This is a genomic window from Streptomyces sp. NPDC052496, from assembly GCF_040679095.1.
Classification (GTDB): Bacteria; Actinomycetota; Actinomycetes; order Streptomycetales; family Streptomycetaceae; genus Streptomyces.
Window position 1 is genome coordinate 180184 of sequence record NZ_JBFAUH010000012.1, and the last position, 21884, is coordinate 202067.

Here is a 21884-nt window from a genome sequence, read left to right on the forward strand (position 1 = left end):
CACGACGATGTCCGGACCGCCAGGCATCAGATCACCACATCCAGCCGCCCGTAGCGGCCCTTGCCGTCCGGCGCCACGGGCACGCGCAACTCCCGGTAGGTGCACATGTAGCGGGCAAGCGGCTCGGACACCTCGTCCTCGGGCATGGACAGCACCGCCCGGGTGAGGCTGCGGGTGATCTCGGTGGTCGTGCGGGCCGGATGGCCGTTCGCCCGGTTCGCCGCAACGGTCTCGGCGGCGCGCCGGGACCAGTCGGTGTCGAGTGTGACCAGTGCGGTGTGCCCGCAGCCGGGGAAGGTATGAGAGACCCGGCAGCCGACGCATTCACGGATTCACGGCAGGCGGCGCAACGTCCCCGTTCTTCCACTTCGGCAGCGTGGTGCGGTTGGAGATGTTCGCCTGCCACTCGTGGCCGACCGTGCATTGATGGCACTCGGTGAATCTCCCCGTCCGACGCCCGGGGGTGGGACAAACCTGCTCACTGAGATTCCTCACCCCGGAACCGCCGGCCTCACCCGCTTGGGGGAGGGAGATCGTTCCGGTGGCCGACGCCGCACCGCCGCGGTCGGTGCGACGTTCAGGACATGACCAGTGCTGAACGGACGGTGAAGGCGCCCTGGAGTGCCTGGTGGCAGCGGTGGCCGCGCTGGGTGGCCCGGGCGACAGTGCTGTGGGCGGTGCTGTACGCAGGCTTCGGCCTGGTATGTGCGCTGAGCGGGACTTCCTGGCGCTACCACGGTGGTGGTCCAGGGGCCTCGTGGCTGGGCTGGGCGGCCATGACGGTGGGTGTGTCGGCGGCGGCGGTCAGTGGGGCGGTGGTGGTGTACGGGCTGCGGCCGGCGCTGCGGGTGCTGCTCCTGGCGGTCTGCGTCCTGGCCGGGATCACCGCGTTCAGCCTGCTGATGGATGTGGTCACGCTGATGGTGGGTCAGGGCGTGGACGATCCGGCCGCTGCTGCGAACAAGGCTCTCGCGGCGGTCGGGGCGGTCCTGCTCGCGGCCACGGCCCGGTCCGACCGACTGCCCACCGACAGGGCCGTACAAGCGCCGTCGGTCGCACCGCGGATCGACCAACTCGCCGCCTGGGCCGGGACGCTGGCTTTCGTCCCGTACGCGGCGATGAAGCTGGCCTGGGCGTTCGGCGGTACGTTCGCGGGGATCACCGGCGAGGAGGTGCTCGCGGTCTCGGAGCGGAACGGCGCCTCGGGGCTCTTCCTCACCCTGGAGTCCTGGGGCCTGGACCCCACCGCGCTGCTGGCCGCGCTCGGTGTATTCCTGCTGTGGGGCCTGGTCCGCCCGTGGGGGCAGGTCTTCCCGCGCTGGACGCCGTTCCTGCGTGGCCGACGGGTGCCGCGTCGGCTCCCGCTCGTCCCGGCCCTGCTCGGGGCCGCCACGCTCGCCCCGTACGGCGTCGTCGGGATCGGATACCTGCTCCTGGCCACGTTCGGAGCAGTGACGATGCGGCCCGGCGACTTCCATTCCCCGGACGACGCGCTGCTGGTCGGCTGGATCGGGATGGTCGCCTTCGCCGTCTACGGTGTCGCCCTGACCGTCGCGGCCCGCTCGTACTGGCTCCGGACGCGTCCTGCTCGTCAGATGCCCGTCGACGCGAAGTGACCGTCCACGTCCAGTCGGACACCGCTGACCGGCCGCTCATGCGCGGAGCGCAGGTGACCACCGACACCCGGGCGGGCCGAGCCTCCAGGACGGGCAGAGCCCAGCGCGAAGCTCCGCCCCAACGCGCCCTCGGCCGCTCGGCCCCAGAACACTCCGCAGTCGCCTTCCAGCCCGTTGCCGCAGCAGCGGGGCGGGGAGCGAAGAGCAGCCCTGGGGAAAAGTCGGGCTCTGACCGCGGTGGCGTCAATCCCCAGGTCAGTGACGGGAACGAAAGATCGTTTCTTCGCTGTCTTGTGCTCCGTGGCGATCAAGACGGTCGAGGATGAGCTGTGCGCAAGGGTCGATGTGCGAGTGGAGCGCATGATCCCGGCTACGGACGGGCTTGTGGTGGAGGCGGTGTCCACGAGCCGACCGGGCCGGCGAACGGCTCTGCCGCCAGTTAGGCCCCGCAGCGTGTCGTCGGCGCGGGAGTCCGGCCCGGGTGCACAGCAGCTCACTTGGGCCAGCACCACGCCTGTTCAGGGAAGTCGTCGATGATGGCTGCGAGGGTTTCGGTGAGGGACAGAAGGGCCTCGTAGGTCTCCCGCCCATGGGTCCACCCGATCATGCGGTCTTTCTCGATGCGCCAGCCCAGGCGGGCGTTGTGCATGAGCCGTTCCATGGCGTACGCGCTGATGAGCGCCGCGAAGTCGGGGTCGTCGGCGCAGTATCGGACCAAGTGGGTGCCGAGGTGGGGCAGGTCCTTGGCGCGGCCCGTGGCGCGGTTGAGCGCGGGGATTCTTTCCGTACGCGATGACGCCAGTCGGCGGCTCGTCAAGGCGGTGGCCGGGAGGGCACGGGGCAGGGGGAGAACGGTCACGGAATAGGTCCATGCGACATTGGCTTTGCCGGTGCGCTGCCATGCGAGGAGGTGGAACAGATTCACCTCCTGACCGCGGAAGCTGCCCTGGAGCAGATCGCGAAGGGCGATGCCGTCGGGGCCGAGGCTGAACGGATAGCCGCCGTGGTCGAACGTGTCGAGGTAATCCCGGGCGCGCTTGTGGTGAGTCCAGGCGGGGTCGTTTCGGAAGCGCTTGATGCTTTTGCGGACCTTGAACACGGTCAGTCAGAGCTGCCCAGTTCGGTGTTGGCTGCGTTGCCGGCGCCGTAGATGAGGCCGTCGGCGGGGATCTGCTGCCATCCGGGGAGTCCCTTACGGCCGGTTGCGCGGTGCTCGCCGCCGCCGTCGTTGATTTTTTCGCCTGTGTGGTTCGCGCCGCCGCCGGCGGCTCCGGCAGCACCGCTGAACGCCGCGTCCCGGAGGATGTCCTTGTCTTCCCCCTCGATGATGATTTCCGCCCCGTCCGCCGCGGCCTGCCCGCCCGCGCTGCCCACCCCCTCCACGGCCATCCTGCCGGGCAGGTTCTTGCCGCCCAGTCCCTCTCCGAAAGCCTTGCCGGGAGCCCAGTCGGCTCCGTGTCCCCCGGAACTGCGCGCCCAGCCCTCGACTTTGCCCCCGAGCTTCCCCGCGCCTTCGACGATCCCCGTGCCCACCACGCCCGCGACGGCGGCATCCTGGAAGTCCTGGCCCCACGTGACCTTCTGCCCCGTGAGCACCTGTCCGCCGACGTTGCCGATGAAGTTGGCGCCGGTGTTCTTGCCGAACTCGATGGTGAATTTGAGCAGCTTGCTGTCCGCCATCGCCTTCTTCACCGCCTCGATCGCCTTGGCGGCCCTGATCAAAAGCTGCCCGAGCCGGGTGACTTCCGCCGTCGCCTCGGCGATCTCAGCCGAGGCCGCACCCGCGGCGACGGCATCGGAGAAGCCCGCGGTCAGCACCGTCAGGCCGACGCCGATCGCCACCGTCGCGGCGATCTCCTCGACCACACGGTGCACCTCGTCGTTGGCCTTCTGAATCGCATCAGCTGTGGTGTCGAGCTGACGGGCGACGGTCTCGAACTGCGGCAGCGCCTTGTCGACCTGGCCTCTGGTGTGCTCCCAGTGGGCGTGGAAGGCATCGGCCGCGGCGCCGGTCCAGTTGTCACCGAGCCGGGTGACCTCATGGTCCTGGGCCTCGACCGTGCTCTTCAGATCGTGCGCCATGTGCCGCCACGCCTCGGCACACGCCCGCAGGACCGACGGGTTCCCACCGGGATTGAACAGGTCGAAGCTCTTTTCGATCTGCGGCTGCTGCTCCTGCTCCTGACCGGGCATGTCACTTCCCCCCGAACTGCTGTGCTTGCGTGGCATCGGATCCCCGGTAGGAGGCAACGGTGTGCTGCAGGCCTGCGGCGTAGTGCCGCAGCCCGGCACTGAGCTGCCGCAGGGAGGACACCGTCTGGCGGGTCATCTCCACGTACTGGGACAGGACCTCGGTGGATTCGGACATCACACCGAAGGCATCGTTCACGTTCTCCGCACGGGTGGCGAAGGTACTGATGCGGTCATCCAGGCGCTCGGAAGAGGACGTGAAGTCCCTGGCCAGCGCCGTAACCGGCGCGGGATGTATCGAAAAATGCTCGTGTGCCATCGCGGTCCCCCGTGATCGAGCCGTGTGATCAGTGCGCCCGGCCAACGTAGACAGATGAGCATCGCCAATTGTGTTCAGCAGGCACCGATTTAACGGCTCATTGACCAGATCCAGGCACCCGGCAGACCCGTTCATGGCGTCGGCCGGTCCCGCGAGCATGGAGGAGGTGGCCCGGCATTCCGGAATGAGAAGCCGTCCCGCACCTTCGCTGCGAGTGACTGAGGCCGGTCGCGGTGCGTTCACGGTGGCGCGATGCGGAGCGCTCAGTGCTCCGGTCCGCCGTGGCCGGGGGTGCTGCGCGGTCGGTGATGGGGTTGCAGTAGTACGCGCCAAACAGCCCCGCGCGTGCGGGGCTGTTCCCTGGCTCGGCAACCCCTTCGGGCTCGGCTGTGCGTGGTCCCCGCGCGCGGGGGGAACACACAACGCGGGCGTGGTCACCGGTGGCCTCGAACGAACCCGCGAGGTCTGGGAGTTGCAGTTCGCGACGAATCATCTGGGTCACCTCGCACTCGCCATCGGCCTGCACGATGCCCTGGCCCTCGGGGCGTCCGACCGCGGCGAAGCGCGGATCGTCTCGGTCAGTTCGACGGCACCCATGCCTTCCGGCATCGACTTCGACGACCTCCACTTCGAGCGGCGCAGCTACGACCCGCAGATCGCCTACGCCCGGTCGAAGACGGCGAACTCCTTGTTCGCCGTCGAGGCGACCCGCCTGTGGGCGTCCGACGGCATCGTGGCCAACGCGGTGAACCCCGGCGGTGTTGCAACAGGGCTGCAGCGGAACTTCACCGCGCAGCAGAAGCAGTCGCTCGATGCGGCCGAGGCCGCCGGAGCCTTCAGCTACAAAACGGTCCAGCAGGGAGGCGCCACCTCCATGGTGGCGGCTGTCGCCCCGCAGTTCGTCCACTCCGGAGGCCACTACCTCGATGACTCGCAGGAGGCATACACCGTGCCGAACGACGTCGACCTCGCGCAGCACCCGCACGGTGTCAAGGAATGGGCGCTCGATCCCGCTGTCGCCGAGCGCTTCTGGGCGGTCTCGACCGACCTGCTCCGTACCTGACCTCCTGACGCCACGACGCTCCTCGTCCGACCTTCTCCGGCATCGACGAGCCGGCCGTTCCCCGGATTCCACGGAAGTCGCGCGCACTGAGAATTCCGCGTCAAGCGTTCTCACTCCACCTGGCAGCCCCACGGCTCACCACAACCATGGACAGACTCAACGCGACCGGACAGCTGCCTTCGCGCCGACGTGGATCTCCTTCAACCGCATCGAATACCTTCTCGACTGAGAATTCCGGCGAGGCGCCACGCTGTTCGAGATCTTTGAAGAGCGTGGCGCAGCGCCTCTTACTCTGCCCAGGGCATGGGCTCAGGGCGGCGGTACCACCACCAGGGTTTCTGTGCCAGATGGGTGACGGGAGCGCCCTTGTCGTTGGCGACCACGTGGTCACGGTCTTCTACGGTCAGCTCCCGGTAGAGATCGTCGACCTTGTTGAGGTAGTCCCGGTACAGTGCCTGCACTGTACCCGGGAGCTGCCTCAGGTAGCCCTCGATGTCATCCCGATAGCCGAGTGTTTCCCGGTAGAACTCCAGAGGGAACCAGCCGGAGGGTTCCCAGCTGTTTTCCGCCCGCCTCGATAGTTTCTCCCAGGCTCCCAGGTAGGACGCGGCCACGCGCGTTGCCGCAGTGCCGTCCGGTGAAATCTCTGAGCGCTCCGTCTCAGGCAAGGACGCCACGGCTTCGGTGAAGGCGTCGGTCAGCGGAGTGATGACCTTCTGCTCACGCACCACTTCTGGTAGATGCCTGACCGGGACGTCCGGCAGCTGGCGAACGAAAGCCTCGACGGCCGTGACGGTGTATGAAGGTTCTTCGTCCTCGGACTCGTCCAGTCGTGCCCGAGTGGTCAGCCCTTCCGGAGTGACGATCCAGTGTGCGCTTTCGGAATTTCCGGTCGGCGGATACAGGACGGGTGTACCGACCCGTTCGGCAAGCGCTGCGGAGAACTGAGCCTCTGAGGGCTGGTGCGCCACCGAATCCTGAGCGTAGATCTCTGCGGAGTATGAGAGATTGCCGTGGACGTGCGAATACTCGCAGGATACGAGGGCTTCCCAGTGGCGCTCGTCCGGATCGCCATCGACATCGGCGACATCAATCTCCTTCACCGGGACTTGAAGGACCGCTGCCAGAGCCTGAGCCATGGCATTCGCATCAGGGCTGTCAACGAGGAAAATGTTGTATGTCATGGTGTGTAGGTCCCGTTGTATAGAGAGAGGGCCTTTTCGACGGCTTCCGGATTGTTGACGAAGCGTGGGGCCCGTGTTAGCTGCGGTGCGGCCGAAAGGTCGCCCTTCGCTTTTGCGATGGCAGATAGCGCGGCATATTCATTTCTGTCGAGTTGCACAAAACCCGGGCCCGATGCGGGGTACACGGTGCCGTTCTCATGAACGCCATACGTGCGCCCATTGATCTCGTAGCGATCGTCGCGCGGGAGGTAGGTTGCCTTTCCTTCTGCGATGCCTGCAATATCGGCCTCGACTTCCTTGCCGTATCCAGGGAGGATGAGAGTGTTTTCCTCCCTGATGTTCTTGCCCGCTCGGGCCGACCCGCTGATCGTATGCCGCTCATGCGGGCGCTTGAGGATTCGTCCGGCAGCGGGGCCCTTGATGTGACTCGCAGCTTCCCAGCCATTGATCTTAGGCGTACCGGAGGCCGCGCCTCCTCCGCTTCCCTCGGTGCTGCGCATCAGGGGCCGAGTAGGTGGGCCGACAGGCGTGTGACCGGCCATGGCCATACGCGGGCCACCCAAGTCGGGCAGCGTGATTTTGACGTTTCCCAGGCCGTCCAGCTTTGTCTTGCCGAAAACGTTTTTCAAGCCGCCGGCGTCGCGCACCGCCTTGACGCCGCGTGCGGCACCGCCGAACGCGCCGCCCAGGAGGAAGCCGGACGTTCCGGAGTCCTTGATTTCGGCGAGGTTGATGCCACGCTGCTCACCGAGCAGATTCCGGCCGCCCTGAGCGACAACCACGTCCACCGTGATGGCTTAGATACCGCCCATGGCGGCTGACGCCATGATGGCACTGGAAATCTCGGTCACCGTGACGGAAAGAGTGACGCCGACTGCACTGGCCGCCGCAGTGATGCCCTCTGCAGCCAGTCCCGCCGCGACCTCGGTGATGCCGCCGGTGAACAGCGCCAGCGCTGTCCCGGCGACCAGCACCGCCCCCGCGATCTCCAGCTCATGCGTGATCTTCGTCTTGGCCTCGGCAACTTGGTCGGCGAACTTGTCCAGCCCTTTGGCCATGTCGCGCGCGGCAGAGGCCACATCGTCCAGGTAACCCTTGCCGCCGCCGTGATACTTGCGCCAAAATTCACCGAACGCCTCGATGCCCGGGCCCTTGTTGTTGTCGATGACATCCTGGGCAGGTTTGTGCGCCGCGGCGGTGACGTCTTCCACCTCGTCGGCGAAGGTCCGCCAGGCGCGGGCAGCCTCCCTCAGCTCGTCCTCGTCACCTTCCGGCCAGTACATGCCGGTCAGGTCCTGGACGACCTCCTTGGCTTTGTCGGCGGCGCTCACTGCGCACCGCCCTTGTCGAAGCCGGTGGCAGAAGACCGGTCGGCTTCTTCATGGTTGTCCGCCATGTCCTTCATAGCCTTGGAAATGCTTTCCAGTCCTTTGACCAAAGCTTGGGCGGCCTTTTCTATCTGTGTCCGGTGCGGGGCGTACATGTGCTGGAACTTCTGCCCCTGTTCATCGTCTCCCCACGGTGCACCCAGCCCGTCCAGCGAGCCCTTGAGTTTCGCCGTCGCCTTCGCCAGCGCGTCGGCTTCCCGGTGGAATCGCGGCGCCGCGGACTTGAGCTGGTCCGTGTCTACGTCGAAGCCGTCACCGGCCATAGGTCCCCCCAGGAACTGTGCTTTTGAGTCTTCCCGCAACCTATCGCGAGCCACTGACAACGCTTCAGCCGCTTCCGGCAGGAAGAGGTTCACTGCTCAAGTAGTCAGTCGGGTTCATATCCCGCAGGATGGCCGGAGCTCTTCGGCGCCACGTGGCCGTTTGCTTCGCAGTGAAAGAGCGAGACCCCATGACCTTGCCCATGACGGCAGACCAGTTCCTCGCGGCATTGCGCGCCGAGGGCTGCCAGGTACGGGAGTACCGCAGCTGGCGGACCCACCACCGAAACCGCCAGGGCCCCTGGGGGAGCGTGCACGGCGTGATGATCCACCACACCGCCTCGTCCGGTTCTCTGGCCTCGGTGGAACTGTGCTACGACGGCCGCCCCGGCCTGCCGCTGCGCCACAGTGTGGGCACCAAGGACGGACTGATCTACATGGTGGGCCAGGGTCGTGCCAACCATGCGGGGTTGGGGATCCCCTCGTCCTGCAAGCGGTGATCGAAGAACGGTTCCCGCTCCCGCTGGACCGGCAGGCCACCAAGGACGGCAACGCCCGTTTCTGTGGCCTGGAACTGGTCAACCGCGGCACCGGTACGGATCCGTGGCCTGAGACGCAGCTCGACGCGGCCGTGCGGTGGGCTGCGGCCCTCTGCCGCCGCCACGGCCGGACCGAGCGGTCCGTGATCGGGCACCAAGAATGGCAGCCCGGGAAGAGCGCCCCGGCGTTCGCCATGGACGGCTTCCGGACCCGGGTCCGTGTCCGGCTGCACAGCCACCGGGTGACCACGGGGGACACGCTGTGGGGATCGCGCGGCGCTACGCGATCGAGACCGCGAACCTGCGCCGGCTCAACCGGTGGAGCACGGACGACCTGATCCTGCCTGGCCAGTGGGTGCGGTACCGGTAGCTCGGTGGGCAGCCCAGTTCTCACGCGGGTCGTTTGCGCCGGGCCCTCCCCGGCGTCCTCACGCTCCAGCTTCGCACGTCCCGTCACCGAGCGCCCTCCGCGGCCAGAAGGCCCGTCATCGCGGACATGGCCGGCTGAAAGAACCGAGTACTGAACTTGCCTTGGGTCAGGTTTCGGCTCATGGCCTCCGTGACGTACACGGCCGTGAGCCAATCCGACTGCTTGTAGAACTGGGCCTGGCCGGAATCCTTCAGTGACTGGAACCACCGCTTCGCGATGGGGTGCCAGTCGCCGGATGCCCTGGGAACGGTCGGGGGGAAGAAACCGAACACGGTGCGCCAGGGGACGCCGAAGTCGAGGGGGCAGGTTCGCCTCTGCTGTGGGAGGTCCCGTTTCAGCCCGTGCATGATCAACTGGGAGACGGATGGGAAATCGGTGCGGCAGATTCCTGCGAGCTTCTACCGGAAGTCGCTGGAAACCGTGAGAAACCATCATGCGTGTGTGCGTGTACGGCGAGGAGGCCGGGCCCGCGAAGAACCGGTCCGGCTTCGTTTGTGAACGCGTTTCCGCTCCTACGGAACCGCTCTGAGCTGGTGACTCCTGCGGCAACCTGCCCTGTCCGTCACCGCTCCGTCACCGTGCACGACGGCTATGCCGACCGCACAGGCCGCACCGGGGGAAGCGGCGACATGACCGCGTTGTTCACGGCGGGTTCCTTCGGTGGGAGAGGCGGGCCTGATCAGGGGGTCAGTTCGCGGTGGACGAAGCGGTGGGCGAAGGTGAGCAGTGCCGCGTGCGTGGTGTCGGGGGTGGTGCTGTCCGGCGTGGTGGCCAGCGCCTGGGTGGCCAGGCCGTTGATGAGCGCGGTCAGCCGCAGGGCGGTGGGTTCCGGGGTGGCGGCGCGGGAGGCGCCCTGGTCGATGCCCCGGCGCGGCGTGTCGGTGACGGTGGTCCGCCACTGCCGGTAGTAGTGCTCGTGCGGCTGCCCGACGGTGGTGGAGCGGGCGGACTGCGCCCACAGGTCGAGCTGGACCAGCCACTGCCGCCGCTGCTGTGCGGTGCGCGGCGGCTCAGCGCGATCAGGTGCAGCAGTTCGGCGTGGGCGTCCGGCGTGTCGGTCAGGCCCGCGGCGCGCCGCGCGGTGTCCTCGTCCATGCACCAGCGCACGGCCGCTTCCAGCAGGGCGGCGCGGCCGGGGAAGTGGTAGTGCACGGGGCCGTGCTGGTGCCGCAGGCGGCGGCGGTGTCGGCGACCCGGACGGCGTGGAAGCCGTGCTCGGCGATCAGCCGGACGGCCTCCCGGACTCCGGACGATCTGCAGCGGCCGGCTGCCTTCGGGCACTGTGACCGGCTCCCGCTCCCGGGCCGCTGCGGGAGCCGAGCAGCCAGGCCACCCGGCCTCGTGGACCGGCCACATAACGGATAAATGTGGCAAAGTTACGGACATGGCTGACCGGGGCGCGAAGCGGCCGACCGTGTCGGTGCCGGACGACTGGCCCGCTCATCCGGACCTGACGCTGGCCCTCAACGGCATGGGCGGCTTCGACTGGGACCTCGACAGCGGCCGTATGCACATGGACGGATCCGCTCTGGAGGTCTTCGACCTGCCGCCGGAGGAGTACGACTCCGACCCGGCCACCCTGGGCTGCCGTCTGCCGCCGGACGAGGCGGCCCGTCTGGACGCCGTGGTCTCCCAGGCGCTGAAGGACGGCAGCGACTCGTACGGCGCCTACTTCCGCGTCCGGCTGCGCGACGGCACGGTGCGCTGGACCCACACCCAGGCCAGCATCCGCCGCGACGAAACCGGCCGGCCGCACCGGATCATCGGCGTCGTCCGGGACGCCAGCCAGGAGTACGCCCAGGCGGCCGAACGGGCGCAGGCGCACGCGCGCAGGCTGCGCAACACCGGCCTCGTCGAGCGCACCACCGCGGCGCTGGCGCACGCCAGGACCGTCCGCGACGTCATCGGCGTACTCGGCGACGACCAGGCCCTGACCCGGCTGGGCGCGCGCAACGTCATCGTCGGCCTGGTCGAGGCGGGCCGCATCCGGCTGATCCACGAGGGGCAGAAGGGCAGCTTCGTACCGCAGCACGAGGTCCTGCGGGTCGAGGAGGAGTACCCGATGAGCGAGGCGGTGCGCACCCTCCAGCCGTGCTTCATCCGCTCCCGCGCCGAGTTCGCCGAACGCTACCCGGCACTCTGGCCGCACCTCGAAAAGATGGACTTCGGCTCCGCCGCGTACCTGCCGCTGATCGCCCAGGCCCGGCCGATCGGCGTGGTGGGCCTGTTCTACCGCTCGGAGAACCCGTTCGGCGTACAGGAGCGCAACCTGCTGCTCGCCCTCGGCTCCAGCGTCGCGCAGAGCCTGGCCCGCGCCATGCTCTACGACCAGGAGCACGACCTCGCCGAGGGGCTCCAGCAGGCCATGCTGCCCCGCCGGATCCCCGGCATCCCCGGCGCCCAGATCGCCGTCCGCTACCGCGCCGCCCGGATCGGCCGGGACATCGGCGGCGACTGGTACGACGTGATCCCGCTGCCCGAGGGCCGGGTCGCCGCGGTCATCGGCGACGTGCAGGGGCACGACACCCACGCCGCGACCGTCATGGGCCAGCTGCGGATCGTGCTCCGCGCCTACGCCGCCGAGGGCCACCCGCCCACCACCGTCATGACCCGCGCCTCCGCCTTCCTCGGCGAACTCGACACCGACCGCTTCGCCACCTGCACGTACGCCGAGGCCGACCTGACCACCGGAACGGTGCGGCTGGTACGCGCCGGGCACGTCGACCCGCTGCTGCGGCACGCCGAGGGCCTGTGCCGCCGGCTGGAGGTGGCCGGCGGCCTCCCGCTGGGCATAGCGACCGGCTTCCGCGACCTGGACTACCCCGTCACCACCGTCCACCTGGCCGTCGGCGAGACCCTGGTGCTGTACACCGACGGGCTGGTGGAACAGCCGGGCACCGACATCGAGGACGGCGTACGGCACCTGGCCAGGGTGGTGCGCGACGGCCCGCAGGACGTCCAGCAACTGGCCGACCGGCTCTGCGAACTGGCCGCCGAGCAGACCGGCGACGACGACATGGCGATGCTGATCCTGCGCCGCGGCGGCGAGCCCGCCCCGCCTGCCGCCGGACGGCTCCAGCAGCACGTCGCACCCGACGACGCGCAAGGGCTGTCCGCCGCCCGCCACATGATCCGCGCCGCGGTACGCGCCTGGGGCGCCCGGGAGCGCGCCGACGAGATCGAACTGGCCGCCGACGAGCTGATCACCAACGCGCTGCTGCACACCGACGGCGCGGCGGTGGTGACCGTACGGATGCCGCACGGCACCGACCGGCGGCTGCGGCTGGAGGTGGCCGACCGCTCCAGCGCGCTGCCGCGCCGCCGCGATCCGGGCGAGTCCGCGATGTCGGGCCGCGGGCTGCTGCTGGTGGACCGGCTGTCCGATGTCTGGGGTGTGGAGCCGCGCGGCAACGGAAAGTGCGTATGGTGCGAGTTCGACTGTCCGTGACGGCCGGCCCGGCCCCTCTGGGGCGCGGCGGCCGCGCCCTGCCGCCCGGCGGGGCACACGGCGCGACGGCCCCTGTACGGGGGCGCCGTGGAGCGGGCAGCGGGCAGGGGCACAGTTCGAACGGCCGCCGAGTGAGCGGCATGGCGGAATGGGGACACGCGCTATGGAACCGGGGCCTGCGCAGCAGTGGAGCGACGCCCGCCGGACGGCGGCACGGCTGGACGCGGAGCACGTCCGCGCCATCGCCCTGACCTGGGTCGACAACGCGGGCATCGTCCGCACCAAGACCGTGCCGACGGCCCGGCTGGCGCCCGCCGTGCATCGCGGCGTCGGCATGTCACCGGTCTTCGACGTCTTCACCTCCGACGACGCGATCACCGCGTCCGCGCACCTCGGCGGGCCCGACGGCGACCTGCGGCTCTTCCCGGACCTGGACCGGGTCACCGTGCTCGCCGCGCAGCCCGGCTGGGCCTGGGCGCCCGTCGACCGCTACGACCAGCTCGGCGCGCCGCACCCCGCCTGCCAGCGGCAGTTCGCCCGCCGCATGGTGGACCGCGCCGCCGACGCGGGGCTGGTCCTGCGGATGGGCTTCGAGACGGAGTGGGTCGTCACCCGCGCGCCGGAGGCCGGCGGCAGGCGCCCCGACGCCCCCGCGGGCGCCGACGAAGCCCTGGACCACCCCTGCGCGGGCCCCGCCTACAGCATGACCCGGGTCGTCGAACTCTCCGACTACCTCCGCGACGTGGCCGAGGCACTGGCCCTCCAGGACATCGAGGTCCTCCAGCTCCACCCCGAGTACGCGCCGGGCCAGTTCGAGGTGTCCACCGCAGCGGCCGACCCGCTGCGCGCCGCCGACGACCTGGTGCTCGTCCGGGAGACCGTACGGGCCGTCTCGCAGCGGCACGGCCTGCGGGCCAGCTTCGCGCCCATGGTCGTGGCCGGCCAGGTCGGCAACGGCTGCCACCTCCACCTCAGCCTGCACCGCGGCGAACGCAGCCTGCACCGCGCCGCGGACGCCGAGTGGAGCCTGGACCCGGACGCCGTACGGTTCCTCGGCGGCGTCCTGGAGGCGATGCCCGCCCTGCTCGCCGTCGGCTGTCCGTCGCCCGCGAGCTACCTGCGGCTGGTTCCGTCCGTGTGGGCCGGTGCCTACCAGTGCTGGGGCGTGGAGAACCGGGAGGCCGCGCTGCGCCTGGTCACCGGCGACCCCGGTGACCCGGACGGCGGCCACGCGGAGATCAAGCCGTTCGACGCCGCCGCCAACCCGTACCTGGCGGTCGGCACGGTGATCGCCGCCGGGCTGCACGGCCTGTCCGCGGGCGCCGCGCTGCCCCCGCCGGTCAGCGGCGACCCGGGCGCCCTGGGCGTCCGCGAGCGCGCCCGGCGCGGCATCGTCCGCCTGCCCACCTCGCTGACCGAGTCCACCGACCGGCTGGCGGAGTCGGCGGTGCTGCGGCAGGCGATGGGCGAGGTGCTGCACGGTGCGGTGATCGCCGTACGCCGGGCCGAGGCGGCGCACTTCGCCGACAGCGAGCCCGACGAGATCGCCGCGGCGACCCGCTGGAGGTACTGATGGCCGCGCGGCGCGGCGGCGGCCCGGACCCGGGCGCGATGCCGGGTCCGGGCCTGGACCTGGACCTGCCGCCGCTGGTCGACCAGCACTGCCACGGCGTGCTGCGCGGCGACCTGTCGGCCGCCGAGTTCGCGTCGTACCTGACCGAGTCGGACCGGCCCGCCGCCGCGGGCACCACCTTCTTCGACACCCAGACCGGCTTCGCCGTCCGCCGCTGGTGCCCGCCGCTGCTCGGTCTCGCGCCGCACTGCGCGCCCGGCGCGTACCTCGCCCGGCGGCGCGAACTGGGCGCGGCCGAGGTCCGGCGCCTGCTGCTGGGCGGCACCGGTATCGGTACGTACCTGGTGGACACCGGCCTGCCCGGTGACCTCACCGGCGCGCACGGGACGGCCGAGGCGGGCGGCGGCACCGGGTACGAGATCGTCCGGCTGGAGACGCTGGCGGAACGGGTGGCGGCGGGCGTACGGGCGGTGGGGGAGGAGGCCGCGGACGCGTCCGCCGAGGTGTTCGCGGCCGGACTCGCCGACGCCGTACGGGACGCGGCCCGCGCCGCCGTGGGCTTCAAGTCCGTCGCGGCCTACCGCCACGGACTGGCCCTGGCCCCCGAGCCGCCGGCCGAGGGCGAGGTGGTGGCCGCCGCCCGCGCCTGGCTCGCCACCGGCGTCCACCGCCTGACCGACCCGGTCCTGCTGCGCCACCTGCTGTGGCTCGCCGCCGGCACCGGCCGCCCCCTGCAACTGCACACCGGCTTCGGCGACCCCGACCTGCGCCTGCACCACGCCGACCCGGCGCTGCTCACCGACTTCGCCCACGCCACCGCGGGCACCGGCACCGACCTGGTCCTGCTGCACTGCTACCCGTACCACCGCCAGGCCGCCTACCTGGCGCACGCCTTCCCGCACGTGTACGCCGACATCGGCCTGACCCTGGCCCACACCGGCCCCCGCGCCACGGCCGTCCTGGCCGAATTCCTCGAACTGGCCCCCTTCGGCAAACTCCTCTTCTCCACCGACGCGTACGGCCTGCCGGAGCTGTACACCGTCGGCAGCGCCGCCTTCCGCACGGCGCTGGCCGAGGTGCTGACCGGCTGGGTGCGCACGGGCGCCTGGTCGGCGGCGGACGCCGAACGGGTGGCGGGCCTGGTCGCGGCGGGCAACGCGCGGCGGGTGTACGGCCTGTGCGGGAGCCGGCCGCCCCGCGGCACGGCGTCCTGATCACGCCACCGGTACGTGGTACCACCACCGACCGTGCTTTACTGCCCCGTGCCTCCTGCCATATCCGACTCCGAGCCCCGTCCCCCGCTGTACACCCGCGTCTTCGCCGACATCACCCCGCTGCGCACCTCCGCGCACTACCGGCGCCTGTGGTGCGGCAACACCGTCTCCTGGGTCGGCCAGCAGATGACCGCCCTCGCGGTCTCCCTCCAGGTGTACGCCCTGACCGGCTCCACCTTCGCCGTCGGCGTGGTCGGCCTGTGCTCCCTGGTCCCGCTGGTCGTCTTCGGACTGTACGGCGGCGTGATCGCCGACACCGTCGACCGCCGCAAACTCGGCCTGTTCAGCGCGGCGGGCGCCACCGTGCTCTCCGTCGCGCTGGCCGCCGCCGCGCTCGCGGACGTACGCCAGGTGTGGGTGCTCTACACGGTCGTCGCCCTCCAGGCCGTCTGCTTCGCGATGAACGCGCCCGCCCGCTCGTCGATGATCCCGCGCCTGCTGCCGCCCGAGCAGCTGCCCGCCGCCAACGCCCTCAGCTCACTCACCAGCAACCTCGGGATGATGGGCGGGCCGATGCTGGGCGGCGTCTTCGTCGGCCTGTGGGGCTACCAGGCCGCGTACCTGATCGACGTCGGCTGCTTCACGGCCGCGCTGTACGCCATGTGGCGGCTGCCCGCCATGCGCCCCGACCACGGTGCGGGCGACGACGCCCCGCGCCGCCCTTCCGTCCTGGAAGGACTGCGGTTCCTCGCCACCCGGCCCAACCTGCGCATGACCTTCTTCGCCGACCTGGCGGCCATGGTGCTGGCCCAGCCCCGCGCCCTGTTCCCCGCCGTCGCCGTCCTCTGGTTCGGCGGCGACGCCAAGACGGTGGGGCTGCTCGTCGCGGCGCCCGCGGTCGGCGCGGTGCTCGGCGCGCTGTTCTCCGGATGGCTCGGCGCGGTCCGCCGGCACGGCCTGGCGATCCTGGTCTCGGTCGCCGCCTGGGGCGCGGCCGTCGCCTGCTTCGGCCTCACCCGCCACCTGTGGCTCGGCCTGTTCTGCCTCGCCGTCGCCGGCTGCGCCGACACCGTCTCGATGGTCTTCCGCGGCACGATGCTCCAGGCCGCGGCGCCCGACCGGATGCGCGGCCGCCTCCAGGGCGTGTTCATCGTCGTGGTCGCGGGCGGCCCCCGGCTCGGCGACTTCCTGGCCGGCTCGGCGGCCGACCTCGCCTCACCGGCCGTGGCGGTCGTCGGCGGTGGCCTCGCCTGCGTCGTGACGGTGCTGCTCCTGGCCCTGTGGCGGCGGGACTTCGCCCGCTACGACGCCCGCGACCCGCGGCCCTGACCGGCCGGGCGGGGCGCGCCCGGCGGCCGCGCCCCGGCCCGGACCCGGTTACCGCCCGCCGCCCGGCCAGCTCCACTCCTCGACCTCCGGCAGGTCCGTGCCGTGCGCGCGGATCCAGGCGTGGTGGCGCTGCCGTACGTCCGCCATCGCCTGCCGCACCCCGGCGGCCCGTACGGCCAGCCCCGGCACCCGGTCGATGACGTCCATCACCAGCCGGTAGCGGTCCAGGTCGTTGGTGACCACCATGTCGAACGGCGTGGTCGTGGTGCCCATCTCCTTGTAGCCGCGCACGTGCAGGTTGGGGTGGACGGCCCGGCGGTAGGTCAGCCGGTGCACCAGCCACGGGTAGCCGTGGTACGCGAAGACCACCGGCACGTCGTGCGGCAGCAGCGCCTCGAACTCCCGGTCCGTCATGCCGTGCGGATGCTCCTCGTGGGGCTGCAGCCGGGTCATGTCGACGACGTTGACGACCCGTACCGACAGCTGCGGCAGGTGGGTGCGCAACAGGGAAGCGGCGGCCAGCGTCTCCTGCGTCGGTACGTCCCCGGCGCAGGCGAGCACCACGTCGGGCCGGGCGCCGGGCTGCTCGGTGCCGGCCCACTCCCAGATGCCGGCGCCGCGCGCGACGTGCCCCCGCGCCTGCTCGATGTCCAGCCAGTCGAAGCACGGCTGCTTGCCCGCGACCACCACGTTGACCACGTCGCGGGTGCGCAGCACATGGTCGGCCACGCACAGCAGGCTGTTGGTGTCCGGCGGGAGGTAGACCCGTACGGTGTGCGGGTCCTTGTTGAGGATGTGGTCGACGAAGCCGGGGTCCTGGTGCGAGAAGCCGTTGTGGTCCTGGCGCCAGACGTGCGAGGTCAGCAGGTAGTTCAGGCCCGCCACCGGGCGCCGCCAGGGGATGTCGCGGGCCGACTGGAGCCACTTGACGTGCTGTGAGGCCATGCTGGAGACGATGTGCGCGAACGCCTCGTACGAGGAGAACAGGCCGTGCCGGCCGGAGAGCACATACCCCTCCAGCCACCCCTGGCACAGGTGCTCCGAGAGCACCTCCATCACGCGCCCGTGCTGCCCCAGGTGCTCGTCGGTGGGCTCGGTCCTGGCCTGCCACGCCTTGGCGGTGGCGTCGTACACGTCCTGGAGGCGGTTGGAGGCCGTCTCGTCCGGGCCGAACAGCCGGAAGTCGCGGCGGTCCGCGGTCCGCTCCATCAGGTCGCGCAGCAGGCCGCCGAGGACGCGGGTGGGTTCGTGCATCCGGGTGCCGGGCTTGTCGACGGGCACCGCGTACTTCTCGGGGTCGGGCAGCGGCAGCGTACGGACGAGACGGCCGCCGTTGGCGTGCGGGTTGGAGCCGAGCCGCCGGTCGCCGCTCGGCACACAGGCCAGCACCCGGTCCACCGGCCGCCCCTCGCCGTCGAACAGCTCGCCCGGCGCGTACGACCGCAGCCAGCCCTCCAGCTGGCGCAGGTGCTCCGGGTTGTCCCGGACGCCGGACAGCGGCACCTGGTGGGCGCGCCAGGTGCCCTCGACGGGCGCGCCGTCCACCGCGTCGGGGCCGGTCCAGCCCTTCGGGGTGCGCAGTACGATCATCGGCCAGCGCGGCCGGGACCGGGCGCCGTCGCCGCGGACGGTGCGCTGGGCCTGGTGGATGCGTTCCAGCGCGGTGTCCATGGCGGCGGCCATGTCCCGGTGCACCTGGGCGGGGTCGGAGCCGGTGACGTACAGCGGCTCGTGTCCGTAGCCGCGCAGCAGCGCGTCCAGCTCGTCCTCGTCCAGCCGGGCGAGCACCGTCGGGTTGGCGATCTTGTAGCCGTTGAGGTGCAGGATCGGCAGCACGGCGCCGTCGTGCGCCGGGTCCAGGAACTTGTTCGCGTGCCAGGAGGCGGCCAGCGGCCCGGTCTCCGCCTCGCCGTCCCCGATCACGCAGGCCACCAGCAGGTCCGGGTTGTCCAGTGCGGCGCCGTACGCGTGCGAGAGGGAATAGCCCAGCTCGCCGCCCTCGTGGAAGGAGCCCGGCACGTTCGGCGCCGCGTGGCTGGGCACCCCGCCGGGGAACGAGAACTGCCGGAACAGCCGGGCCATCCCGGCCGCGTCCCGCCCCACGTCCGGGTACAGCTCCCCGTACGTCCCCTCCAGCCAGGCCCCGGCGAACACCGCGGGCCCGCCGTGCCCCGGGCCCCACACGCACACCGCTTCCTGCCCGTGGGTGGTGATGACCCGGTTGACGTGGGTGTAGACCAGGTTCAGGCCGGGGCAGGTGCCCCAGTGGCCGAGCAGCCGCGGCTTGATGTGCTCGGGGCGCAGCTCCTCGGTGAGCAGCGGGTTGCCGGTCAGGTAGATCTGGCCGGCGGCGAGGTAGTTCAGCGCCCGCCAATGGGCGTCCAGGTCGAGCAGTTCGCTCTCGGTGAGCGGGGTCGGCGACTCCATCGGGGCCCTCCGTCGGGGAAAGGTGATCAGGGAGCGCCTCTCCACCGTACGGGCCGTCATGCACCGGCGCCGCGCATATCGGCCGTACCGGCCCGGCCCGTGTCCGCACCCCGGTCCGCCCGGAGCAGCACCGGCGTCAGGTCCGGCTCCTCGAAGCCCGCGTCGTCGAACGGGTAGAGCGGGCGGGCGATCCGGTGGTGGCCCAGGCGCGGCAGGTCCTGGTCCACGCCGCCCGGGGTCAGGGCGAGCAGCCAGTCGGCCGCCAGGGCGTGCAGCTCCGGCTCCAGGTAGCCGATCTTCACCACGACGATGTCGTACCCGGCCGGGTCCAGCGGGCCGAAGTCGGCACGGGTGTGGAAGGGCGTGCGCCGTTCGGTGAGGACGGCCGTCACCCCGCCGCTGGTCACGGCGGCGGTGCGGCCGCCACCGTCGTACGCCGGGTTGCCGCGCGGGGCTCCGGGGGAGGGCGCCGACGGGTCGTCCAGGGCGGTCACCGTGCCGGTCAGCCCGTACGGCTCGGCGTGCGGACCGGTACCGGCGCTGACGTGGCCGCCGACCTTCAGCGTCACCCGCGCGCCCGGCCCGGCCTCGAAGCACGTGGCCACGGCCGCCGGGTCGGTGATGCCGGGGTGCAGTGCCGTCACCCGCCCGCTCGCCAGGTCCTCGTTCGCCAGCAGCCGGCCCAGCATGTACGCGAGGTCGCCCGCGCCGCCCGCGGTCGGGTTGTCGCCGGAGTCGCTGATCAGGAACGGGCGGGCGGGGGACGCCACGGCACGGGCGACGCAGGTGTCGGCGTCGCCGGTCGGGCCGACGAAGACGAAGGCGCGGCGCGCGTCCCAGTACTCCTGGGCGAGGCCGCGGGCCTGCGCGAGCGCCAGGTCCGGGTCGTCGCCGGTCACCACCACCGCGGCCCGGCAGCGTTCCTCGTCGGCCCAGGCGTAGCCCACCCAGACGGCCGCGTCCACGATGCCGTCCAGCGCCTCGACCGCGGCGAGCCTGCCGTAGAGGGACTTGGCCGGTTCCAGGCGGGTGCTGGTCTTCTCGCCGGGCAGCAGGACCGGCACCTGCACCCAGGCGCGGTACGGACGGCCGGTGCCGGACGCCAGCCGCTCGACCAGCTTGCGGGCCGCCCGCTCACGCGTCTCCCAGGCGTCCTCGTGCGGGGCCAGGCGGTGCGCGGTGAGCAGGTCGAGGGGTTCGGCGAAGCGGCGCGAGACGTTGCCGTGCAGGTCCATGGCGGCCGAGATCAGCGCGTCGGGACCGATCGCGTCCCGTACGGCCTCGGTGAGGTCCGCCTCCGCGTCGTCCAGACCGGTGACGCTCATGGCGCCGTGGATGTCGTACACCAGACCGTCCAGCGGCCCGGCGTCCCGTACACGCGCGACCAGTTCGGCTTTGATGCGGTCGTACGTCTCCCGCTCGACGGGTCCGCCGGGCAGCGCCACCGCGTGCACCAGCGGCACCCACTCGACCTGCCGCGCGAGGTCGCTGTCCGGCCGCGTCCAGGTGTAGCGGGCCAGCAGCTCCGCGCCCCGGGTGACGCGGAAGTCGTCGTACGACGTACGGTGCGGGCAGAACTGGCTGGACTCGATGGCCATGCCGCCGATCGCGATGCGCATACGGGGTGCACCTTTCGTGGGGTCCGTCGGGGAGGTCACGTACGGGCGACGGGCAGGGCCGGGAGACCGCCGTCGGTGGCCAGTTCGCGCAGCGCGGCATGGCCGGCACCGAGCAGCCCCGCGTCGGGGCCGCAGCTCGCCGCGACGATTGCCAGCTCGCTGGTCGCCATCGGCAGACAGCGCTCGTACAGCACGCCGCGGACCGCGGCGACCAGCGGTTCCGCCGCGGCGAGCGCCCCGCCCAGCACCACGGCCTCCGGATTGAAGAAGTTCACCACCACGCCCAGCACCGCGCCGATGTGCCGCCCGGCCTGCCGCACCAGGGTCGTCGCGTGCGGTTCGCCGTCCTCGACGAGCCGCAGGATGTCGGTGGTGGAGTCCGCCTCGATGCCCTGTGCACGCAGCGCGGTGGCGATCGCGGCACCGCTGGCCACGGACTCCAGACAGCCGATGTTCCCGCAGGAACAGGGGCGTTCGGCGGCGGCGTCCACCCGTACGTGGCTGATGTCGCCGGCGCAGCCGCGGGCGCCCCGGTAGAGCCGGCCGTGACTGATCACGCCGGAGCCGATGCCGCGGCCCGCCTTGACCACCACCAGGTGGCGCAGCGACGGGTGGGCGGCCCGGTGCTCGCCCAGGGCCAGCACGTTGGCGTCGTTGTCGACCACGACCGGCAGTCCGAGGAGGCCGGCGAGCCGGTCGCGCAGCTCGTACAGATGCCACCCTGGCATCCGGGACGGCGCGATGACCCGGCCCGACGCGGGGTCGACGGGCCCGGGGAAGCCGATGCCCGCACCGCACACGGTGCGCCCGGCCGCACGCTGGCGTCCGGCCAGCGCGGTCAGGCGTTCGGCGAGCAGGCCGACGGCCGGTTCCGGTCCGGTGGTCAGGTCGAGGACGCACTCGTCGATGTCGAAGCCGGTGCCGGTCAGACCCACCGCGCCGGTACGGATGTGGTGGCTGCCCAGGTCGGCGGCGAGCGCGACGGTGCCGCCGTCCGGGACGCGCAGCAGCCGCGGACGGCGGCCGCCGCGCGAGGCGCCCTCGCCGGACTCGGTCAGCAGCCCGGCGTCGACCAGTTCCTGGACGCGCGCGGAGATGGTGGAGGCGGCGAGCCCCAGCTCCCGTACGAGGTCGGCGCGCGAGCGGGCGGTGCCGGTCGCGACGAGTTCGAGGACGTGCGCGGCGGAGCCGGGCTGTTCCTCCGCGGCGGTCATGGCGGGGCCTCCGGGACGGTCATGGCGGTGCCTTCCGGCCGTGCGGAATGCTGCGGACGGCCCCCTTCTTT

Annotated in this window: 18 protein-coding genes and 3 pseudogenes; 9 read left to right on the forward strand and 12 right to left on the reverse strand. The window is 71.4% G+C overall.

Going from position 1 to position 21884, the window contains the following annotated elements; translation table 11 throughout:
• Positions 1-584: 584 nt before the first annotated feature.
• Complete coding sequence (locus AB0L45_RS17995; RefSeq protein ID WP_365840879.1) at positions 585-1616, forward strand: hypothetical protein; 1032 nt, start codon at positions 585-587, stop codon at positions 1614-1616.
• Positions 1617-2109: 493 nt separating this feature from the next.
• Here the strand turns inward: AB0L45_RS17995 and AB0L45_RS18000 are convergent, their stop codons facing one another.
• From AB0L45_RS18000 to AB0L45_RS18010, 3 genes are read right to left on the reverse strand one after another with little or no spacing between them, the layout of a single operon-like run.
• Positions 2110-2715: a hypothetical protein gene (locus tag AB0L45_RS18000; protein ID WP_365840881.1), complete on the reverse strand. Its 606-nt coding sequence runs from the start codon at positions 2713-2715 to the stop codon at positions 2110-2112.
• Between the two features lie 2 nt (positions 2716-2717).
• Entirely contained in the window at positions 2718-3809 is a 1092-nt protein-coding gene (locus AB0L45_RS18005) for a WXG100 family type VII secretion target (RefSeq protein WP_365840883.1), read from the reverse strand.
• A 1-nt stretch (position 3810) separates the two neighbouring features.
• Complete coding sequence (locus AB0L45_RS18010) at positions 3811-4125, reverse strand: ESX-1 secretion-associated protein (RefSeq protein WP_365840885.1); 315 nt, start codon at positions 4123-4125, stop codon at positions 3811-3813.
• A 418-nt stretch (positions 4126-4543) separates the two neighbouring features.
• Between AB0L45_RS18010 and AB0L45_RS18015 the strand changes: the two are divergent.
• Positions 4544-5188 (forward strand): annotated as a pseudogene (locus AB0L45_RS18015) (oxidoreductase); the annotation flags it as partial.
• Between the two features lie 287 nt (positions 5189-5475).
• Here AB0L45_RS18015 and AB0L45_RS18020 read toward each other — a convergent pair.
• From AB0L45_RS18020 to AB0L45_RS18035, 4 genes are read right to left on the reverse strand one after another with little or no spacing between them, the layout of a single operon-like run.
• On the reverse strand, positions 5476-6372 hold the full coding sequence (locus tag AB0L45_RS18020; RefSeq protein ID WP_365840887.1) for a hypothetical protein: 897 nt from the start codon (positions 6370-6372) through the stop codon (positions 5476-5478).
• On the reverse strand, positions 6369-7160 hold the full coding sequence (locus AB0L45_RS18025; RefSeq protein ID WP_365840889.1) for a hypothetical protein: 792 nt from the start codon (positions 7158-7160) through the stop codon (positions 6369-6371). The genes AB0L45_RS18020 and AB0L45_RS18025 overlap by 4 nt, the downstream gene beginning before the upstream one ends.
• Positions 7161-7169: 9 nt before the next feature.
• Complete coding sequence (locus AB0L45_RS18030) at positions 7170-7703, reverse strand: hypothetical protein (RefSeq protein ID WP_365840891.1); 534 nt, start codon at positions 7701-7703, stop codon at positions 7170-7172.
• A complete protein-coding gene (locus tag AB0L45_RS18035; protein WP_365840893.1) occupies positions 7700-8116 on the reverse strand; it encodes a WXG100 family type VII secretion target in 417 nt (138 codons plus the stop codon). The genes AB0L45_RS18030 and AB0L45_RS18035 overlap by 4 nt, the downstream gene beginning before the upstream one ends.
• 107 nt (positions 8117-8223) lie before the next feature.
• Here AB0L45_RS18035 and AB0L45_RS18040 point away from each other — a divergent pair, with 107 nt between their 5' ends.
• The 3 genes and pseudogenes from AB0L45_RS18040 to AB0L45_RS18050 all read left to right on the forward strand — a co-directional run bounded on the left by AB0L45_RS18040 (position 8224) and on the right by AB0L45_RS18050 (position 8929).
• On the forward strand, positions 8224-8520 hold the full coding sequence (locus tag AB0L45_RS18040) for a hypothetical protein (RefSeq protein WP_365840895.1): 297 nt from the start codon (positions 8224-8226) through the stop codon (positions 8518-8520).
• A pseudogene (locus AB0L45_RS18045) lies at positions 8517-8675 on the forward strand (N-acetylmuramoyl-L-alanine amidase); the annotation flags it as partial. The gene AB0L45_RS18040 and the pseudogene AB0L45_RS18045, both read left to right, overlap by 4 nt.
• A gap of 146 nt (positions 8676-8821) precedes the next feature.
• A complete protein-coding gene (locus tag AB0L45_RS18050; RefSeq protein WP_365840993.1) occupies positions 8822-8929 on the forward strand; it encodes a LysM peptidoglycan-binding domain-containing protein in 108 nt (35 codons plus the stop codon).
• Between the two features lie 83 nt (positions 8930-9012).
• On the opposite strand, the gene AB0L45_RS18055 is transcribed toward AB0L45_RS18050, so the two are convergent.
• Positions 9013-9261, reverse strand: a complete 249-nt coding sequence (locus AB0L45_RS18055; protein WP_365840897.1) for a hypothetical protein — start codon at positions 9259-9261, stop codon at positions 9013-9015.
• Between the two features lie 407 nt (positions 9262-9668).
• Positions 9669-10264: pseudogene (locus tag AB0L45_RS18060) on the reverse strand (TetR/AcrR family transcriptional regulator); the annotation flags it as partial.
• 109 nt (positions 10265-10373) lie between these two features.
• Here AB0L45_RS18060 and AB0L45_RS18065 point away from each other — a divergent pair.
• From AB0L45_RS18065 to AB0L45_RS18080, 4 genes are all read left to right on the forward strand, one after another.
• A complete protein-coding gene (locus tag AB0L45_RS18065; RefSeq protein WP_365840899.1) occupies positions 10374-12437 on the forward strand; it encodes a SpoIIE family protein phosphatase in 2064 nt (687 codons plus the stop codon).
• Between the two features lie 163 nt (positions 12438-12600).
• Entirely contained in the window at positions 12601-14010 is a 1410-nt protein-coding gene (locus AB0L45_RS18070) for a glutamine synthetase family protein (protein WP_365840901.1), read from the forward strand.
• A gap of 38 nt (positions 14011-14048) precedes the next feature.
• Entirely contained in the window at positions 14049-15224 is a 1176-nt protein-coding gene (locus tag AB0L45_RS18075) for an amidohydrolase family protein (RefSeq protein ID WP_365840989.1), read from the forward strand.
• A gap of 48 nt (positions 15225-15272) precedes the next feature.
• Positions 15273-16553, forward strand: a complete 1281-nt coding sequence (locus AB0L45_RS18080) for an MFS transporter (RefSeq protein ID WP_365840903.1) — start codon at positions 15273-15275, stop codon at positions 16551-16553.
• A gap of 48 nt (positions 16554-16601) precedes the next feature.
• Here AB0L45_RS18080 and AB0L45_RS18085 read toward each other — a convergent pair whose 3' ends face one another.
• Genes AB0L45_RS18085 through AB0L45_RS18095 form a run of 3 tightly spaced genes read right to left on the reverse strand, consistent with a single transcriptional unit; the run spans position 16602 to position 21813 of the window.
• On the reverse strand, positions 16602-18980 hold the full coding sequence (locus AB0L45_RS18085; protein ID WP_365840905.1) for a phosphoketolase family protein: 2379 nt from the start codon (positions 18978-18980) through the stop codon (positions 16602-16604).
• A gap of 56 nt (positions 18981-19036) precedes the next feature.
• Positions 19037-20599, reverse strand: a complete 1563-nt coding sequence (locus AB0L45_RS18090; protein WP_365840907.1) for a M81 family metallopeptidase — start codon at positions 20597-20599, stop codon at positions 19037-19039.
• 35 nt (positions 20600-20634) lie between these two features.
• Entirely contained in the window at positions 20635-21813 is a 1179-nt protein-coding gene (locus AB0L45_RS18095; protein ID WP_365840908.1) for an ROK family transcriptional regulator, read from the reverse strand.
• Positions 21814-21884 lie beyond the last annotated feature (71 nt).

What these genes read in the sequence shown, in the direction of transcription:
- AB0L45_RS18070 (WP_365840901.1), top strand. Translation starts at nt 12,601, where the DNA reads ATGGAACCGGGGCCTGCGCAGCAGTGGAGCGACGCCCGCCGGACGGCG.
- AB0L45_RS18040 (WP_365840895.1), top strand. Translation starts at nt 8,224, where the DNA reads ATGACGGCAGACCAGTTCCTCGCGGCATTGCGCGCCGAGGGCTGCCAG.
- AB0L45_RS18085 (WP_365840905.1), bottom strand. Translation starts at nt 18,980, where the DNA reads ATGGAGTCGCCGACCCCGCTCACCGAGAGCGAACTGCTCGACCTGGAC.
- AB0L45_RS18010 (WP_365840885.1), bottom strand. Translation starts at nt 4,125, where the DNA reads ATGGCACACGAGCATTTTTCGATACATCCCGCGCCGGTTACGGCGCTG.
- AB0L45_RS18005 (WP_365840883.1), bottom strand. Translation starts at nt 3,809, where the DNA reads ATGCCCGGTCAGGAGCAGGAGCAGCAGCCGCAGATCGAAAAGAGCTTC.
- AB0L45_RS18095 (WP_365840908.1), bottom strand. Translation starts at nt 21,813, where the DNA reads ATGACCGCCGCGGAGGAACAGCCCGGCTCCGCCGCGCACGTCCTCGAA.
- AB0L45_RS17995 (WP_365840879.1), top strand. Translation starts at nt 585, where the DNA reads ATGACCAGTGCTGAACGGACGGTGAAGGCGCCCTGGAGTGCCTGGTGG.
- AB0L45_RS18090 (WP_365840907.1), bottom strand. Translation starts at nt 20,599, where the DNA reads ATGCGCATCGCGATCGGCGGCATGGCCATCGAGTCCAGCCAGTTCTGC.
- AB0L45_RS18065 (WP_365840899.1), top strand. Translation starts at nt 10,374, where the DNA reads ATGGCTGACCGGGGCGCGAAGCGGCCGACCGTGTCGGTGCCGGACGAC.
- AB0L45_RS18020 (WP_365840887.1), bottom strand. Translation starts at nt 6,372, where the DNA reads ATGACATACAACATTTTCCTCGTTGACAGCCCTGATGCGAATGCCATG.
- AB0L45_RS18075 (WP_365840989.1), top strand. Translation starts at nt 14,049, where the DNA reads ATGCCGGGTCCGGGCCTGGACCTGGACCTGCCGCCGCTGGTCGACCAG.